This is a genomic window from Vagococcus entomophilus (assembly GCF_003987595.1).
In the GTDB taxonomy this organism is placed as follows: Bacteria; Bacillota; Bacilli; order Lactobacillales; family Vagococcaceae; genus Vagococcus_E; species Vagococcus_E entomophilus.
In genome coordinates, this window is the sequence record NZ_NGJZ01000005.1 from 69,348 (window position 1) to 86,783 (window position 17,436).

Genomic DNA, 17,436 nt, shown 5'->3' on the forward strand with positions numbered 1-17,436 from the left:
TGTTTTATAAAGATTTTTGCAGGGTGAAACGTTCCATGATTTTCTTTAAAGGCCTATAAGCAATTGTGACTACGATAATAGTGGTTAAGCAGTTGATGACCGTGGCAAATAATGAACTACTAGAAGCAAGTAGTGCGGGATACAAAGAGACACCTGTAAGCATCACCATAACGATACCCTTAAGGAACGTCATGATTAACTTTGCTAAGCTAGCAAAAAGAGCCACAATGAGGATTTGAGTAGAGGTTGTTTTTTGAGAGGTTATCCGGTGCAAAACCAACGAAGCAACTCCCCCAACAACAAAAGCCTCCAAGAGAAAATAGGGAGCTTCAAGTGCAAAACCATTTAAAATATCAAAAATAGCAAAGCCTAAACCGCCTGCCAGAGCTCCTTTTTTATAGCCGATAAGGAGGACAGCAAGTAAAAGGACAGAGTTGCCCAAATGAACGAAAGGATTACCAATTGCGGCAGGCATTGGAATTCTAATACTGGTACCGATGACGGTCAGAGCGGCAAACAGTGCGACGAAGACAAGGTCTTTAGTTGTTGTCTGTTGCTTCATAGTCAGTCCCCCTTAAATTATTTGGCAGAATCCGATGTTCTGCTTTTGAGTAGGACCCGTGCCAAACATGACCTAAATAAGGATTGATTTGTACTCCATTTTCAATTGCAGCAAATACAAATTCTTTTGCCAAAAGGACCGCTGCTTTAGGAACAAGCCCTTTCGCAAGTCCTGCTGTAATAGCTGCAGCGAAAGTACAGCCAGCACCGTGATTGTAAGCAGTCTCTATTTGTGGGCTTTCTAAGATGGTAAAAGTTTCCCCATCATAAAAAACATCTACAGCATTTTTAGTTTTTAAACGACGCCCTCCTTTGACCACAACATATTTAGGACCCAACGCGTAAATGATTTTAGCAGCTTCTTTCATGTCTTCCACACTAGTTAGTTCGCCTAAACCTGATAAGATTCCAGCCTCAACTAAATTTGGAGTGGTAATCGTGGCTAAGGGAAGCAAATAGGTTTTTAGTGCATCAACATTTTCGGGTTGCAACAATTCATTTGTCCCTTTGCAGGCAATGACAGGATCAATCACGATAAAAGGAACTTTTTCATTTAGAAGTGTTTGGTGAATCTGCTTAATCATTGCTACACTGCCAAGCATCCCTGTTTTCACTGCATCTATAGAAGTACTGAAAATGGTGTCTAATTGCTTCTCAAGCAAAGTCTCATCCAAAGGAGTAACTGTATGTGACCAATCGTTTTCAGGATCCATGGTTACAATACTTGTAATCGCACAAAAGCCAAAGACGCCAAATTCTTCAAAGGTTTTTAAATCAGCTTGCAATCCAGCACCGCCACTTGAGTCAGAGCCAGCAATTGTTAGTGTTTTTCTTATCATACGTATACCCTCGATTCTATCTTAATTAATTTATTCTTATAATATGACAAATTATTTTTGACAAAAAGAGCCAATTGGTATATTTTTAACTCATCCAATTTTCGTGAAAGGAAAAAGCTATGTGGGAAATAAAAAAAGAAAAAGGGATTCCTTTATATCGAAGTATTGCTGACTTGATCATGCAAAAAATCAAAGATGGACAGCTCCTACCGGGAGAACGGTTGCCGTCTGAACGTAAATTAGCGGAAGAATTAAAAATCAATCGCTCAACAGTGGTTCATGCGTTAGATGAGCTTGTATCAATCGGTGTGATTGTTAGAAAAAGAGGAAGTGGCACACTGGTCAATGATGGAAAGTGGGGGATTTTTACTGGAACTCAAGTGGATTGGCGTCAATATCTCTCTTTTGACAACTTTGATAATTCTACAAATGAGTTGGAAAAAATCAAAAAAAAATTACAAACAAAATCTTCAAATTTAATTGATGCGTATACCGGAGAACTGCCATTTGATTTAGTTCCTTCGATTGATTTACCATCTATATCGTGGAAGGAATTTTTAAAGGAAGAAGAGTACCAAGATGATTTAGGCTACCGACCTTTGAGAAAAAAAATCGCTTGGAAAATTCAGAAGGAACAAGAGCTACCACTTACCTCAGAGCAGTTACTGCTTACTTCTGGGGCGCAACAAGCTCTTTACTTAATTACTCAAGTTTTGTTAAAGCCAGGGGATGCTGTCGCAATTGAAGATCCTTCCTTTTTTTATGGATTGCCACTATTTCAAGCGGCAGGTATTCGCCTATACGGAATAGAGATGGACGCAGAGGGAATGATAGTCGAAAAATTAGAACAGGTTATTATGCGAAAAAAAATCAAAATGATTTTTGTTAATCCGACCTTTCAAAATCCAACTGGACGAGTGATGAGCTTAGCTAGGAGAAAAGCATTGGTAAAAATTTGCCAACATTATCAACTTCCAATTGTAGAAGATGATGTTTTTGGAGAGCTTTCTTTTCCAGCTACCCCTAAGATACCCACAATAAAAAAATTAGATCCTGAGAATGTGGTTTACATTGGTTCGCTATCCAAAGAATTAGGCTCCACTACCAAAATTGGCTGGGTCAGTGCACCAGCAAAAGTGTTAGATCAGCTGGCTAAAGCACGTAAGGAAATGGATTTTTCTTTGAGCATATTTCCTCAAGTCTTGGCTTTAAATGCCTTAGAGAGTCAAGCATACCCCCAAAAAATAATAAATTTGAGAGAAGAGTTAGACATTAGATGTCAAGCTTTGATGAGTGAGATTGACAGAAAGTTAGGCAAAAGTTGGAACTATGTAAGACCACAAGGGGGCTATTACCTGTGGTTAGAAAATCAAGACCAAAATCTCGATTCCAAAAAATTACGACAACTAACAGACCAAAATCTTTTAGTCCTAACAGCGGGGATGGTTGGCTCAAAAAGTGTAGCAATCCGGCTAAATTTTGCTCGTATTCCGGCAGAACAAGCTCAGGTAGTTGTTGAAGTCATACGAAGACTCGAATAAAAAATGTATACTAATTAGAACTTTTCTTGACAATTTTCATAAATGGATTTAAACTATAAACGAATCGAATAACTTATCTGTTAGGTGAGGCTCCTATATGGAAATACGCTACTGCCCTACAACTATCGAGAGACAGTTGTACATGTATCAAGTGATACTGGGTTAGCAGGAATCGTCGGATTAAGGCTTTTCTTAATGTAGCTGAAGAATTTTCTACGCCATATAGTGCTAAAACTCAACGTGGGGATACTCTGTATTGGCTATTATGACTAATATTTAGCACTCTCTTTGTTGAGGGTGCTTTTTTATTCGAAATTTTTTGAAGAAAGGGTGAGGAAAATGGGGAAAATGATGAAAGATGCTGCTGAAACTGGTGACCCCGGAAGTTACCATAGGCGAAGGAAAATGGACGCTATTTTCCCACCAGTTTCACGAAAATAGTTGTTATTTTTTTTCGCACATGAATTGAAAGCGAGGAAAGATAAAAATGAAAAAGAAAATGAATGTTGTACAACCAAAAAATGCTGGAAAAAAAGAACAAGCATTAAAAAAATTAGCCTTACTCAGTGAGCGCGAATTGATGATGGAATTACGTACCTCAGATCAAGGCTTGACCAATGAGGATGCACGGACAAGATTTGAAGAATTTGGACCAAATGAAGTCAGCACGCAAAAGCCAACGCCAGCTTGGTTATTGTTTGTAAAATCATTTGAGGATACCTTTGTGTATGTGTTGGCACTTTTAATGTTTGTTTCGATTGTAACAAAAGACTTTTCAGCCGCTTGCGTTATGGGAATAATGATTTTATTTAGTGTGATTATTCGTTTTGTACAAGAATATCGTTCACAAAAGGCAAGTCTTGCTTTAAAAGAAATGATTGAAAATACTTGTGCCGTAACCAGAGAAGGTCAGACAGTTGAAATACCAATGGATGAAGTTGTACCAGGAGATATAGTGACATTATCTACAGGTGATATGATTCCAGCAGATGCTGTTTTGATTTGGACCAAAGATTTATTTGTGAATCAAGCTTCTTTAACAGGGGAATCCATGCCAGTTGAAAAGTTTGTGCATACAAGTGCGGATACTTCAAAGGATGAAGCGAGTACAGCTATTGAACAACAAAATTTAGTTTTTATGGGGACAGATGTGCTCAGTGGACAAGGAAAGGCTATTATTCTAAAAACAGGACAACAAACATTCTTTGGAGACATTGCCAAAACAGCTACCCAAAAAAGAGGACATACAGCTTTTGATGTCGGAATGAATCAAGTGAGCAAGGTTTTATTACGCATGGTTTTAGTCTTGTTTCCGGTTGTTTTTTTACTAAACGGTATTACAAAAGGGGATTGGATGGAGGCTTTCTTCTTTGCAATCGCTGTTGCAGTGGGACTAACACCTGAAATGCTGCCGATGATTGTGACAAGCAATATGGCAAAAGGAGCCATTTCTTTGGCAAAAAAAGACGTAATCGTGAAAGAATTAAGTGCTATTCAAAACTTAGGTGGGATGGATATTCTTTGTACGGATAAAACAGGTACCATCACCGAAGATCGTGTGGTACTTGTAGAACATGTCAACCCATTAGGTGAAGATAATAAACGTGTTCTGGAAATGGCTTATTTAAATTCTAACTATCAAACAGGTTGGAAGAATCTAATGGATCATGCAGTGCTGAACTTTTTTAATAAAAATGAACATCAAAAGCCTTTTGATTCAGTGGAAAAAGTAGATGAGATTCCTTTTGATTTTTCTAGAAGAAGGCTGACAGTTGTCTTAAAAGCAGATGGGCATCAATTAATGATCACTAAAGGCGCAGTGGAAGAGATGGAAAAAGTTTGCCATTATGCCGAAATTAACGGAGAGAAAGTTCCGTTGACGGACGAGCTTCGAAACGAAATGCGTGAGGTAAATATAAAAATGAACCAAGCTGGAATGCGTGTAATCGCAGTTGCATACAAACAAGATGCAAGAATGGATGCCAACTATTCGGTTAGCGATGAATCTCAGATGGTCTTGCTCGGCTTTGTTGGGTTCTTAGATCCCGCAAAACAATCTGCCAAAACGGCGATTGCTTCTTTGCACCAACACGGTGTAAAGGTTAAAGTTTTAACAGGTGATAATGAAATAGTTTCACGCAAGGTTTGTGCAGATGTTGGAATTGAAGTGGATGAAGTTCTAACAGGAGTACAAATTGCCGAAATGACAGATGAAGAGTTAACTAAAAAAATTGAAGACGTTAATTTGTTTGCAAAGCTAGATCCCATGCAAAAATCACGTATTATCGAGCTCCTGCAAAAAAATGGTCATAGTGTAGGCTTTATGGGAGATGGAATAAATGATGCCCCTGCGCTTAGAAAAGCAGATGTGGGTATCTCAGTTGATACAGCAGCAGACATTACAAAAGATGCAAGCTCAATTATCTTGCTACAAAAGAGTTTGAATGTTTTAGAAGATGGTATTATCGAAGGGCGTAAAGTTTTTAGTAATATGATGAAATACATCAAAATTACTATTAGCTCTAATTTTGGTAATGTATTTTCAGTTCTTATTGCGAGTGCCTTTTTACCCTTTTTGCCAATGCTTTCCATCCAATTACTTATTCAAAATTTAATTTATGATATGGCACAATTGACGATACCTTGGGACAATGTGGATGAAGAAGAAACCAGATTACCGGTAAAATGGGCTACTAAAGGCTTAGTCAAGTTTACGCTATGTTTAGGTCCTGTAAGTAGTATTTTTGATGTGATAACGTTCCTTGTATTATGGTTTGTTTTCCATGCCAATACGTTAGCAAGCTCCAGTTTATTTCAAACGGGTTGGTTTTTAGTTGGCTTGATTAGCCAAACGCTTATTGTACACATTGTACGTACGAGAAAATTACCATTTATTCAAAGTCGTGCAAGCTTACCAGTGGTACTTTCTACACTTGGAGCAATTTGTACAGGAATTTTAATTGTAGCGACCCCGCTTAGAAACTTATTTGAATTTCAAAGTGTTCCGAAAAATTACTGGTTTTGGTTAGTCGGAATTGTAGCGACATATGTAGTTGTTTTAGAAGGAGTTAAACATCTTTATATCCGTCTGAATCGTGAGTGGTTGTAAAAACTTTGTGAAAAATTTCTACTGCTGAAATGAATAATAGAAGAAAAACAGAATTCGCTAAAATCCAGTAAGGATTGTCGCGAGTTCTGTTTTTTTTGTGAGGCAAGAGATCAAAGGAAATTTTGTACTGATATCATAGTAAAAGTGAATTTTAAAAAATATGAATGATTTCAAAAGTATTATACAACAGATCAAATTTAAAAATGTAACAGATGCGTCATTTTCATGAAATGAAATGAAAGGAATGATAACGTAAAAATTAGTGAAAAAATTCACTTTTAAAGTCTAATAAAATAGAGAATAGCTTGGTAATAACACTTGAAGCATTGTGAGCCGGAATACTTGCAATCCAAATGAAAGCGTGATAATTTATAGGAGTAGAATAAAAATAAAGTAATACAGTTTTTTGTTCTGTTTGTAATACAAGCATATTTTTAATAGAGAGGATGCATATAAATGGCCAAGAAAAAAATAAATCCATTTGATTTTGAAGCATTAACAAGCGATATTCAGGATGATTTTAAAACCGTACAAATCTTAGATGAAGATGGAAAAATCGTAAATGAAGACTTACTCCCAGATTTAACTGACGAGGAATTAATAGAGCTAATGTCAAGAATGGTTTGGGCGCGAACTTTAGATCAGCGTTCAACTGCATTAAACAGACAAGGACGACTTGGATTTTATGCACCGACTGCTGGACAAGAGGCTAGTCAGTTGGCCAGTCAATTTGTAATGGAAAAAGAAGACTATGTTCTTCCTGGTTACCGTGATGTTCCACAATTGATTCAACAGGGCTTACCTCTAAAAGAAGCATTTTTATGGTCAAGAGGGCATGTTGCAGGGAATCATTATCCAGAATCACTTAAAGCATTACCACCTCAAATTATCATCGGGGCACAGTATGTTCAAGCTGCTGGTGTTGCATTAGGCTTGAAAAAGCGTGGCAAGAAAAATGTTGTCTTCACTTATACAGGTGATGGCGGTTCTTCACAAGGAGATTTCTATGAAGGAATCAACTTTGCAGGAGCCTATAAAGCGAACGCAGTATTTTTCATTCAAAACAATGGATTTGCGATTTCAACTCCGCGTTCTGTTCAAACATCAGCCTCAACTTTAGCGCAAAAAGCTGTTGCTGCTGGGATTCCTGGAATCCAAGTTGATGGCATGGATCCACTTGCAGTTTATGCAGCAACCAAAAAGGCAAGAGAATATGCAGCAAATGGAAATGGTCCAGTACTCATTGAAACGGTGACGTTCCGCTATGGTCCACACACCCTATCAGGCGATGATCCAAAACGTTATCGTACAAGTGACGAAGAAGAAATTTGGATTAAAAGAGATCCACTTACACGTTTTAGAAAATATCTAACAGATAAAGGACTTTGGTCTGAGGAAAAAGAAGCAGCAGTGATTGAGGCAACAAAAGAAGAAATCGCACAAGCAATTAAAGCAGCAGATCAAGAACCAAAGCAAAAAGTTTCAGATTTCTTAAAAAATATGTACGAAGTTCAGCCTCAAAATATTAAAGAACAAATTGCAATTTATGAAGCGAAGGAGTCGAAATAATCATGGCACAAAAAACAATGATTCAAGCAATTACAGATGCACTAGCTTCTGAACTAAAGGCAGATGAAAATGTCCTTGTTTTTGGTGAAGATGTTGGAAATAATGGTGGAGTTTTCCGAGCAACAGAAGGGTTACAAAAAGAATTCGGAGAAGATCGTGTTTTTGATACCCCACTTGCTGAATCTGGTATTGGAGGACTTGCTTTTGGACTTGCTCTAGAAGGATTTAGACCCGTTCCTGAAATTCAATTTTTTGGATTTGTTTTTGAAGTAATGGATGAAGTTGTAGGGCAAATGGCACGTACCCGTTATCGTATGGGAGGGACAAGAAATTTACCCATTACCATTCGTGCACCCTTTGGTGGCGGCGTCCATACTCCTGAGCTTCACTCAGATAACTTAGAAGGATTAATCGCTCAATCGCCAGGTCTTCGTGTTGTAATTCCAAGTAATCCATATGATGCTAAAGGACTGCTAATTTCTGCGATTCGCAATAATGATCCAGTTGTTTACTTAGAGCACATGAAACTGTATCGTTCTTTCCGCGAAGAGGTTCCAGATGAGGCTTATGAAGTGCCACTTGATAAAGCGGCTGTTACAAAAGAAGGAACGGATGTTACGATTGTTACTTATGGTGCAATGGTCCGAGAAGCGATTAAGGTTGCAGACAACTTAGAAAAAGAAAACATTTCTGTTGAAATCATTGATTTAAGAACTGTTGCACCGCTTGATGTTGAAACAATCATTCAATCTGTTAAAAAAACAGGTCGTGTAGTTGTCGTGCAAGAAGCGCAAAAACAAGCAGGAGTGGGGGCACAAGTTGTTTCTGAAATTTCTGAAAGAGCGATTCTGTCTTTAGAAGCGCCAATTGGAAGAGTTTCAGCTCCGGATACAGTATTTCCATTTGGACAGGCTGAAAATAGTTGGTTACCAAACGCAACTGACATTGCAGCAAAAGTCAAAGAAATTTACGAATTTTAGTCGAATAACACGAAAAAAAGTGGAAAGAAGGAGACACAAACATGGCATTTCAATTTAAATTACCAGACATTGGTGAAGGAATTGCAGAAGGAGAAATCGTCAAGTGGTTTGTAAAAACGGGCGATACCATCCAAGAAGATGACACATTACTTGAAGTTCAAAATGATAAATCAGTAGAAGAAATCCCATCACCTGTAACAGGGACCGTAAAAAATATTGTGGTACCAGAAGGCACGGTTGCGCAAGTTGGGGATGTCTTGATTGAAATTGAGGCAAACGGTCATGAAGATGCTGAACAAGAAGCACCAAAAAGTACACCAACGGAAAAACCGAGTACGGGTGGAGCAGCCTTTCAATTTAAATTACCAGACATTGGTGAAGGAATTGCAGAAGGAGAAATCGTCAAGTGGTTTGTAAAAACGGGCGATACCATCCAAGAAGATGACACATTACTTGAAGTTCAGAACGATAAATCAGTAGAAGAAATCCCATCACCTGTAACAGGAACCGTAAAAAATATTGTGGTACCAGAAGGCACGGTTGCGCAAGTTGGGGATGTCTTGATTGAAATTGATGCACCTGGTCACAATGATACAGAAGGTGTAGCAGCTGAAGAACAAACACCTGAGGCACCAGCGGCACTTACTGTGGCTGCAGATCCAGCGGCAGGGGTTTCTAAAACGAACGATACCCAAAATAATGCGACAAGCAATCAAGCAAAGCGTGTCCTAGCACTGCCGTCTGTTCGTCAATATGCTCGTGAAAAAGGAGTAGACATTCAGGCTGTTGTTCCAACCGGAAAAGGCGGGCGCGTGACGCGTGCAGATATTGATGGATTTAGTTCTGATGGGCAACAACCAGCAGTTAAGCAAGACGCACCAGTCGCACAAACAGAAACAGGCGCACCAGCTGAGGCAGCACCAACAGCACCTGCTCCACAACCAGTTGCTTCTTCACAAGCACAAAGTGAAACAAGAGAAAAACTTACGCCGATGCGTAAGGCAATTTCTAAAGCGATGGTCAATAGTAAACATACAGCACCTCATGTAACGTTGCATGATGAAGTAGAAGTTTCAAAACTTTGGGATCATCGTAAAAAATTCAAAGATATCGCAGCTGAAAATGGGACGAAATTAACGTTCTTACCTTATGTTGTAAAAGCTTTAACTGCTACAGTGCGTAAATTCCCAGTATTAAATGCTTCAATTGATGACACAGCGCAAGAAATTGTGTACAAACATTACTATAATATTGGCATTGCTACCGACACGGATCAAGGATTATACGTTCCAAACGTTAAAAATGCAGAAACAAAAAGTATGTTTGCGATTGCGGATGAAATCAATGAAAAAGCCGCTCTTGCACACGAAGGAAAACTTAGTGCAGCAGATATGAAAAATGGCACCATTACAATTAGTAATATCGGTTCTGTAGGCGGATCTTGGTTTACACCAATCATTAATTATCCAGAAGTAGCCATTCTTGGTGTGGGAACAATTGCACAACAACCAGTGGTAAATACTGAAGGTGAAATTGTAGTTGGTCGTATGATGAAATTATCCTTTAGTTTTGATCATCGAATTGTGGACGGAGCAACTGCTCAAAAAGCAATGAACAACTTGAAACGTTTATTAGCAGACCCAGAACTATTATTAATGGAAGGATGATAAAAACATGGTTGTAGGAGATTTTGCCATTGAGCTTGATACAGTTGTAATCGGAGCAGGTCCTGGCGGGTATGTTGCAGCGATTCGTGCAGCACAGCTTGGACAAAAAGTCGCGATTATTGAACGTGAGTATATCGGAGGCGTATGTTTAAATGTTGGATGTATTCCTTCAAAAGCCTTAATTAGTGCAGGACATCATTATCAAGAGTCCTTACATTCTGAAGTTTTTGGGGTCACTGCTGACAATGTTCAATTAGATTTTACTAAAACACAAGAGTGGAAAGACAATCAAGTCGTTAATAAATTAACAAGTGGAATTAAGTTTTTATTGAAAAAGAATAAAGTAGAGATAATTGAAGGGGAAGCATTTTTTGTGGATGAGCATACTTTGCGTGTGATTCATCCTGAAAATGCTCAAACATATTCCTTTAATAATGCGATTGTAGCAACGGGTAGTCGTCCAATTGAAATCAAAGGGTTTAAATTTGGCGGACGTGTACTTGATTCAACTGGAGGATTAAATCTTGCAGAAGTTCCGAAAAAATTTGTGATTATTGGCGGTGGTGTTATTGGCGCTGAGCTTGGTGGAGCATATGCGAACTTGGGCTCCGAAGTGACGATTTTAGAAGGTTCTCCACAAATATTGCCAACTTTTGAAAAAGATATGGTCAAATTAGTTGAAAAATCCTTCCAAGATAACGGCGTCACAGTCATCACGAACGCAATGGCGAAAGAAGCCGTTGAAAGTGGGGATCATGTTACGGTTAAATATGAAGTGGATGGCAAAGAGCAAACCGTTGATGCGGATTACGTAATGGTGACCGTTGGGCGTCGTCCAAACACAGATGACTTAGGGCTAGATGTTGCAGGAGTTGAAATGAGTGATCGTGGACTTGTAAAAGTGGACAAACAAGGACGTACGAATGTACCGAGTATTTATGCAATTGGCGATATCACGCCAGGAGCTGCACTGGCTCATAAAGCTAGCTATGAAGCAAAAATTGCTGCTGAAGCGATTTCAGGTAAAGCAGTAGCCATTGATTATGTCGCGATGCCTGCTGTTGCCTTTACGGACCCAGAGCTTGCAACTGTTGGTTTGACAGAAGCACAAGCAAAAGAGCAAGGTCTTAGTGTCAAAGCTTCTAAGTTTACCTTGGCGGGAAATGGACGTGCGTTATCATTAGATCAAGCAGAAGGCTTCGTTCGTTTGGTGACTACTAAAGAAGACAATGTGATTGTTGGGGCGCAAATTGCAGGTGTTAGTGCGAGCGATATGATTGCTGAGTTGGGCTTAGCAATTGAGTCGGGAATGAATGCAGAAGATATTTCTTTAACCATTCACTCTCATCCATCTCTTTCAGAAGCCGTAATGGATACAGCTGAGTTAGCTCTTGGTATGCCTATTCATATGTAATAGCAGAGTAATCCTAGAAATAGCCATATTTTTAGGATTATTTTTTTATTTCTCTAGCGAAATGACTAGATAAGTAAACAGATATGGCAGCATTGAACTAGAGATTAAAACTTTAGGGAAAGTGTATAATGAGTCAAACAAGCAAGGAGCTTTGCTTCTTTCACAAGTTGTGGGGCTATTTTTAAAAGATTGTTGTGCTATACGCCACAATCTTTTTTTGATACAATAAAAAAAGACAATAAATACTGAAAATAAAGGTGAAAACAAACTAGATGAAAGAAAATTACAGTTATCCGTTAGACTATAATTGGTCAAAAGAAGAGATCGTGATTGTCATGGAGTTGTGGCAAGCACTTGAGAAAGTTTACGAGAGTACTATGGAGGTGGAAGATTTTAAACATTCTTACCAAAAATTCAAAAAAGTGGTTCCAAGTATTGGGGAAGAAAAAAAATTGGGGAAAGAATTTGAAGAAATAGCCGGCTATTCTTTATATCGTGTGGTACAAAAGGCCAAATCACTGACTTCGGGCCGCTTAAAAATGTAAGGAGAGTAAACATGAAAGTTGAGGAAATCAGTAGCTTGGTTAAAAGCTGGCTCATAGAAGCTGGTACAAGGGTACAAAATAGCATTCATCATCCCTTAGTGATTGAAACAAAGACCAGTCGTACAGATTTAGTAACTAATGTGGATCGTAAGGTTGAACAATTTCTAGTCGAAAAGATTAAGGCCTATTTTCCTTCTGATCAAGTCATCGGAGAGGAAGGTTTTGGCGATAATGTGATGTCTGCTAAGGGGAATATCTGGGTGATTGATCCAATTGATGGGACGTTAAACTTTGTAAAACAGCAAGAAAATTTTTGCATTATGTTAGCTTACTATCAAGACGGGGTTGGGAAACTTGGTTTTATCTATGATGTCATGAAGAACTCTTTGTACTGGGGCGGAGCAGAGATTGGTGTTTTTTGCAATGATCAAGCTTTGCCTAAAATAAAAAATCAAAGTTTGGAAGATGGATTAGTTGGGATGAATTCCTACATGTTTCAAACCAATCAGCAAAATGGACAGGAGATTATTCGGCAAAGCTCAGGTGTCAGAATGCTTGGGTGTGCTGGAATCGAATTTATCCAAATTTTGCTAGGTAAACAAGTGGCCTATTTATCTAGTATCGCGCCTTGGGACTACGCAGCAGGGAGCGTGCTCGTTTGCACCTTAGGGGGGATTGTGAGCAATTTAGATGGGACACCACTCAATATTCTAAATACGAAGAGAGTTCCTGTGGTATGCGCTACAAAACGTGCTCACGAGCAGATTATTGAGTATGCAAATAAAGTTTAAAAATAAAAAAATGCTTTTCTGAAAAAAATTTACTGTTTTTCACAGCGAAAGTCTGTTATAATAAACAGTCGAGTAAAATGAATGGCGAAAGTAAACCTGATAGATAGAGTGAGGAGAAAATAATTTGAATTTAAGAAATGATATTCGTAATGTTGCTATTATTGCCCACGTTGACCACGGTAAAACAACGTTAGTAGATGAACTATTGAAACAATCTGATACTTTAGATGGACATACACAATTACAAGAGCGTGCAATGGATTCTAATGATTTAGAAAAAGAACGTGGGATCACGATTCTTGCAAAAAATACAGCGGTAAGCTATAAAAACACACGTATCAACATCATGGACACACCAGGACATGCCGATTTCGGTGGTGAAGTGGAACGTATCATGAAAATGGTAGATGGGGTTGTTCTTGTAGTAGATGCTTACGAAGGAACTATGCCACAAACACGTTTTGTACTTAAAAAAGCGTTGGAACAAAAATTAACGCCAATCGTTGTTGTCAATAAAATTGACAAACCATCTGCGCGACCAGCTGAGGTAGTAGATGAAGTTTTAGAATTGTTTATCGAACTTGGTGCAGACGAAGATCAATTAGAATTCCCAGTTATTTATGCTTCTGCTGTTAATGGAACTTCAAGTTTATCTGATAACCCTGCTGATCAAGAGCCTACAATGAACCCAGTATTTGATACAATTGTGGAGCACATTCCTGCTCCTGTTGATAATAGTGATGAACCTCTTCAATTCCAAGTTTCACTATTGGACTATAGTGATTACGTTGGTCGTATTGGGATAGGTCGTGTGTTCCGTGGACGTATCAAAGTTGGAGACCAAGTGGCACTTATGAAATTAGATGGAACTGCTAAAAAATTCCGTGTGACTAAAATCTTTGGTTTCTTTGGACTGCAACGTGTAGAAATCGATGAAGCAAAAGCAGGGGACTTAATTGCCGTATCTGGTATGGAAGACATTTTCGTTGGGGAAACAGTGACACCATTTGATCATCAAGATGCGCTTCCAATCTTGCATATTGATGAGCCAACACTACAAATGACATTTGTAGTAAATAACTCACCATTTGCCGGAAAAGAAGGAAAATATGTTACCTCTCGTAAAATTGAAGAACGTTTGATGACCCAACTACAAACAGATGTTTCATTGCGCGTAGATCCAACGGAATCACCTGATGCATGGGTTGTTTCTGGACGTGGAGAACTTCACTTATCAATCTTGATTGAAAATATGCGTCGTGAAGGCTTTGAACTTCAAGTATCACGTCCGCAAGTAATTGAAAAAGAAGTAGATGGGACTAAATGTGAGCCTTTTGAACGTGTTCAAATTGATACTCCTGAAGAATACATGGGTGGAGTCATTGAATCACTTAGCCAACGTAAAGGCGAAATGCAAGATATGGTCAATACAGGAAATGGTCAAATTCGTTTGACATTCTTAGCTCCAGCTCGTGGGTTGATTGGTTACTCAACAGAATTTATGGCAGCAACACGTGGATACGGAATTATGAACCATACTTTCGATCAATATCTACCAGTTGTAAAAGGCTATGTAGGGGGCCGTCGTAACGGTGCGCTAGTATCAATCGATACAGGTAAAGCAACCACATATAGTATCATGAGTATTGAAGAACGTGGAACAGTTTTTGTAGAACCAACTACAGAAGTTTACGAAGGAATGATCATCGGTGAAAATAGCCGTGAAAATGATCTAACCGTAAATATTACAAAAGCAAAACAAATGACAAACGTTCGTTCGGCTAATAAAGACCAAACTAGCGTAATCAAAAAACCAAAAACACTTTCACTTGAAGAATCTTTAGAATTCTTAAATGACGATGAATTTTGTGAAGTAACACCAGAAAGTATTCGTCTTAGAAAGAAAATCTTGAATAAGAGTGAACGTGAGAAAGCTTCTAAAAAGAAAAAGACAGAAATTTAAGTTTTAATTATAAATCGGTTGAGCGTATGCTTCAAGGCGTTTTCCTTCAGGGGGGGAGGAGTCTTGTTTGCATATGCTTTTTTGTGTTTTAAAAATCAAGGAGGATTGTTGAATGGAATCATTTATTATCATGACCTTAATTATTTTAATAGGAACAAAATTTAGTGAGTGGGTCTGCCAAAAGCTAGCGTTACCAACGGTTATTGGGGCATTGGTAATGGGTGTAATACTAGGACCAGCGGTGTTGAGCTGGCTTAAACCAGATACAATGATTGACGCTGTGGCTAAAATCGGTGTGTTACTGTTGATGTTTATTGCAGGACTAGAGAGCGATTTAACTCTTCTAAAAAAATATTTTCGACCAGCGGTGACTGTAGCATTTTTTGGGGTCTTATTTCCAATCGTATTTTTTTTCTTTTTAGGTGAATGGCTGAATCTTTCTTTTCAAGCGGTCTTATTTTTAGGTTTAATTTTTAGCGCAACATCCGTCAGCATTTCTGTTCAAGTGTTGAGAGAATATAAAAAGTTGGATAGTGAGGAAGGAGCTATTACACTCGGAGCAGCAGTGGTGGATGATATTTTAGTCATTATTTTGCTTAGCTTGTTCACAAGTTTTGTATCAAGTAAAGAGTCTGCAGTCTCACTAGTTAGTATTTGCTTACTGGTTCTTCCAAAACTAGCATTTTTTGGTTTATTATATGTGTTTGGTAAGTATTTGTTACCTTTTGTGGATAAGTGGATTCAAAAAAGAAAAAATTTCCAATCAGTTGCTGCTTTAGGCTTTTGCTTGTGTTTGATCAGTGGGGTATTGGCAGAATTTGTTGGGATGAGTGATGTATTAGGTGCTTTTTTTATGGGGTTATGCTTTGCTAGGACTTCAATGGTAAAAGAGGTAGATCATCATATGCAAGCTATTGGTTCACTTTTTTTTATGCCATTCTTTTTTGTTTCAATTGGTTTAAGTGTCCAATTTGATGTTGTAAAAAATAATTTTTGGCTGATTGGTGTAGTCGCAATTTTGGCGATTCTCTCTAAACAGCTGGGAGGCTATCTAGGAGCGAAAATTTGGAAAGTCAAGCACCAAGTTGCCATGGTCGTTGGTGCGGGAATGGTTTCTAGAGGCGAAATGGCGTTAATCTTGGTTCAAATTGGCTATAAGCACAAGTTGATTACGTCCACTATGTATTCAGTTTGTATCGTAGCTGCGATTGTCACCACCCTCGTTTCACCATTTTTAATGAAAAAAATGATTTCAAAGCAAAAAAATTAGGAATTCTTTCCTAATTTTTTTATTTACAGAAACTTTATTACTTAATTTTAAAAATTAAGATATTATTGTTGAAATTTTATTTCTTAAATTGTATAATGAAAGCGGTTAATAAGGAGAGTGGAAAATATGCTTGGTTGTTCCGTTTTTTTAGCAAATGAAATAGATGAAAAAGTAGAAGTAAATTTGAAGGAAATGTCACAGCATGGTTTTAAGGGAGTCTTCACTTCTTTGCACATTCCAGAAGATGATAAAAGCAGCTATGTAGCACGCTTGAAAAAGTTAGGAGAGCTTGCGCAAAAGTTAAAGATGAATGTGATGGTGGATATTTCTGAAAAAGCATTAGAAGAAATTGGTTTTTCTTTGGACAATCCTCAGGAATTAAAAGAAATTGGAATTACAGGGATTCGAATGGACTATGGTATTGAGCCAGAGAAAATTGCAGAGGTATCAAAAACGATGACGGTTGGGCTAAATGCGAGCACATTATCAGAAGAATTTGTAAAACAGCTTGATGAGTATGATGCCAACAAGAAAAATATGGAATTATGGCACAATTACTATCCTCGAATGGAAACTGGCCTTGATCGTAAGTGGTTCGCACAAAAGAATCATTGGTTACATGAATTAAATATGAAAGTAATTGCGTTTGCACCAGGTGACAATCAGCTCAGAGGTCCTTTATACGATACCCTACCAACGTTAGAGGATCATCGACAGAAACATCCGCTAGCAGTAGCGGTTGATTTGCTTCAAAATTTAGAGGTAGATGAGGTTTATATCGGAGATAGTAGCATTCATACTTTCACGATGAAACAGTTTTCGGATTACTTTGCAAAAGATCTCGTTACCTTACGTGCAAGAACTTATCAGCCAGCATATCAACAGTTGATTATCGGAGCGCATAGCAACCGGATGGACGATGCCAGAGATGTGATTCGCAGTGCAGAAGCAAGATTTAAAAAAATTCCACAAATTATTCCTGAAAACACCAAAGAAAGACCAACAGGAAGTTTGACATTAGATAATGAGCAGTATGGTAGATATATGGGGGAAATGCAGATTACAAAGAGAAATTTGCCGGCAGATTTACGAGTAAATGTAGTAGGAAATTTAATTTCAAAAGATTGTGAGTTGCTTCCATTAATTGAAGCAGGAAAAAAATATCAAATTATAGAAAGTGAGTAATA

General features: G+C 38.1%; 13 protein-coding genes and 1 riboswitch. Of the genes, 11 read left to right on the top strand and 2 right to left on the bottom strand.

Going from position 1 to position 17,436, the window contains the following annotated elements:
- Nucleotides 1–4: 4 nt before the first annotated feature.
- Nucleotides 5–562, bottom strand: coding sequence for an ECF transporter S component (locus CBF30_RS11575; protein WP_126827028.1), 558 nt, complete (start codon nt 560–562; stop codon nt 5–7).
- On the bottom strand, nt 540–1,400 hold the full coding sequence (gene thiD / locus CBF30_RS11580) for a bifunctional hydroxymethylpyrimidine kinase/phosphomethylpyrimidine kinase (RefSeq protein ID WP_126827033.1): 861 nt from the start codon (nt 1,398–1,400) through the stop codon (nt 540–542). Before thiD ends, CBF30_RS11575 begins: the two co-directional genes overlap by 23 nt.
- Nucleotides 1,401–1,519: 119 nt before the next feature.
- Here thiD and CBF30_RS11585 point away from each other — a divergent pair, with 119 nt between their 5' ends.
- The 11 genes from CBF30_RS11585 (at nt 1,520) to CBF30_RS11635 (ending at nt 17,434) form a co-directional block, all read left to right on the top strand.
- Nucleotides 1,520–2,941, top strand: a complete 1,422-nt coding sequence (locus CBF30_RS11585; RefSeq protein ID WP_126827036.1) for an aminotransferase-like domain-containing protein — start codon at nt 1,520–1,522, stop codon at nt 2,939–2,941.
- Nucleotides 2,942–3,010: 69 nt separating this feature from the next.
- Nucleotides 3,011–3,195, top strand: a riboswitch (M-box (ykoK) riboswitch).
- A gap of 233 nt (nt 3,196–3,428) precedes the next feature.
- Entirely contained in the window at nt 3,429–6,050 is a 2,622-nt protein-coding gene (mgtA, locus tag CBF30_RS11590) for a magnesium-translocating P-type ATPase (protein ID WP_126827040.1), read from the top strand.
- 456 nt (nt 6,051–6,506) lie between these two features.
- Nucleotides 6,507–7,619, top strand: coding sequence for a pyruvate dehydrogenase (acetyl-transferring) E1 component subunit alpha (gene pdhA, locus CBF30_RS11595; protein WP_126827045.1), 1,113 nt, complete (start codon nt 6,507–6,509; stop codon nt 7,617–7,619).
- Nucleotides 7,620–7,621: 2 nt separating this feature from the next.
- Nucleotides 7,622–8,599, top strand: a complete 978-nt coding sequence (locus tag CBF30_RS11600) for an alpha-ketoacid dehydrogenase subunit beta (protein ID WP_126827050.1) — start codon at nt 7,622–7,624, stop codon at nt 8,597–8,599.
- A gap of 41 nt (nt 8,600–8,640) precedes the next feature.
- A complete protein-coding gene (locus CBF30_RS11605; RefSeq protein ID WP_126827053.1) occupies nt 8,641–10,266 on the top strand; it encodes a dihydrolipoyllysine-residue acetyltransferase in 1,626 nt (541 codons plus the stop codon).
- Between the two features lie 7 nt (nt 10,267–10,273).
- Entirely contained in the window at nt 10,274–11,680 is a 1,407-nt protein-coding gene (gene lpdA, locus CBF30_RS11610; protein WP_126827057.1) for a dihydrolipoyl dehydrogenase, read from the top strand.
- 272 nt (nt 11,681–11,952) lie between these two features.
- Complete coding sequence (locus CBF30_RS11615; RefSeq protein WP_126827060.1) at nt 11,953–12,225, top strand: UPF0223 family protein; 273 nt, start codon at nt 11,953–11,955, stop codon at nt 12,223–12,225.
- Nucleotides 12,226–12,236: 11 nt separating this feature from the next.
- Nucleotides 12,237–13,016 carry an inositol monophosphatase family protein gene (locus CBF30_RS11620; RefSeq protein WP_126827063.1) on the top strand — a complete coding sequence of 260 codons (780 nt, stop codon included), beginning with the start codon at nt 12,237–12,239 and terminating at the stop codon, nt 13,014–13,016.
- A gap of 124 nt (nt 13,017–13,140) precedes the next feature.
- Nucleotides 13,141–14,979, top strand: coding sequence for a translational GTPase TypA (typA, locus tag CBF30_RS11625; RefSeq protein ID WP_126827067.1), 1,839 nt, complete (start codon nt 13,141–13,143; stop codon nt 14,977–14,979).
- A 112-nt stretch (nt 14,980–15,091) separates the two neighbouring features.
- A complete protein-coding gene (locus CBF30_RS11630; RefSeq protein WP_126827071.1) occupies nt 15,092–16,249 on the top strand; it encodes a cation:proton antiporter in 1,158 nt (385 codons plus the stop codon).
- Nucleotides 16,250–16,375: 126 nt separating this feature from the next.
- On the top strand, nt 16,376–17,434 hold the full coding sequence (locus CBF30_RS11635) for a DUF871 domain-containing protein (protein ID WP_126827074.1): 1,059 nt from the start codon (nt 16,376–16,378) through the stop codon (nt 17,432–17,434).
- Nucleotides 17,435–17,436: the final 2 nt, after the last annotated feature.

What these genes read in the sequence shown, in the direction of transcription:
- CBF30_RS11575 (WP_126827028.1), bottom strand. Translation starts at nt 562, where the DNA reads ATGAAGCAACAGACAACAACTAAAGACCTTGTCTTCGTCGCACTGTTT.
- thiD (WP_126827033.1), bottom strand. Translation starts at nt 1,400, where the DNA reads ATGATAAGAAAAACACTAACAATTGCTGGCTCTGACTCAAGTGGCGGT.
- CBF30_RS11585 (WP_126827036.1), top strand. Translation starts at nt 1,520, where the DNA reads ATGTGGGAAATAAAAAAAGAAAAAGGGATTCCTTTATATCGAAGTATT.
- mgtA (WP_126827040.1), top strand. Translation starts at nt 3,429, where the DNA reads ATGAAAAAGAAAATGAATGTTGTACAACCAAAAAATGCTGGAAAAAAA.
- pdhA (WP_126827045.1), top strand. Translation starts at nt 6,507, where the DNA reads ATGGCCAAGAAAAAAATAAATCCATTTGATTTTGAAGCATTAACAAGC.
- CBF30_RS11600 (WP_126827050.1), top strand. Translation starts at nt 7,622, where the DNA reads ATGGCACAAAAAACAATGATTCAAGCAATTACAGATGCACTAGCTTCT.
- CBF30_RS11605 (WP_126827053.1), top strand. Translation starts at nt 8,641, where the DNA reads ATGGCATTTCAATTTAAATTACCAGACATTGGTGAAGGAATTGCAGAA.
- lpdA (WP_126827057.1), top strand. Translation starts at nt 10,274, where the DNA reads ATGGTTGTAGGAGATTTTGCCATTGAGCTTGATACAGTTGTAATCGGA.
- CBF30_RS11615 (WP_126827060.1), top strand. Translation starts at nt 11,953, where the DNA reads ATGAAAGAAAATTACAGTTATCCGTTAGACTATAATTGGTCAAAAGAA.
- CBF30_RS11620 (WP_126827063.1), top strand. Translation starts at nt 12,237, where the DNA reads ATGAAAGTTGAGGAAATCAGTAGCTTGGTTAAAAGCTGGCTCATAGAA.
- CBF30_RS11630 (WP_126827071.1), top strand. Translation starts at nt 15,092, where the DNA reads ATGGAATCATTTATTATCATGACCTTAATTATTTTAATAGGAACAAAA.
- CBF30_RS11635 (WP_126827074.1), top strand. Translation starts at nt 16,376, where the DNA reads ATGCTTGGTTGTTCCGTTTTTTTAGCAAATGAAATAGATGAAAAAGTA.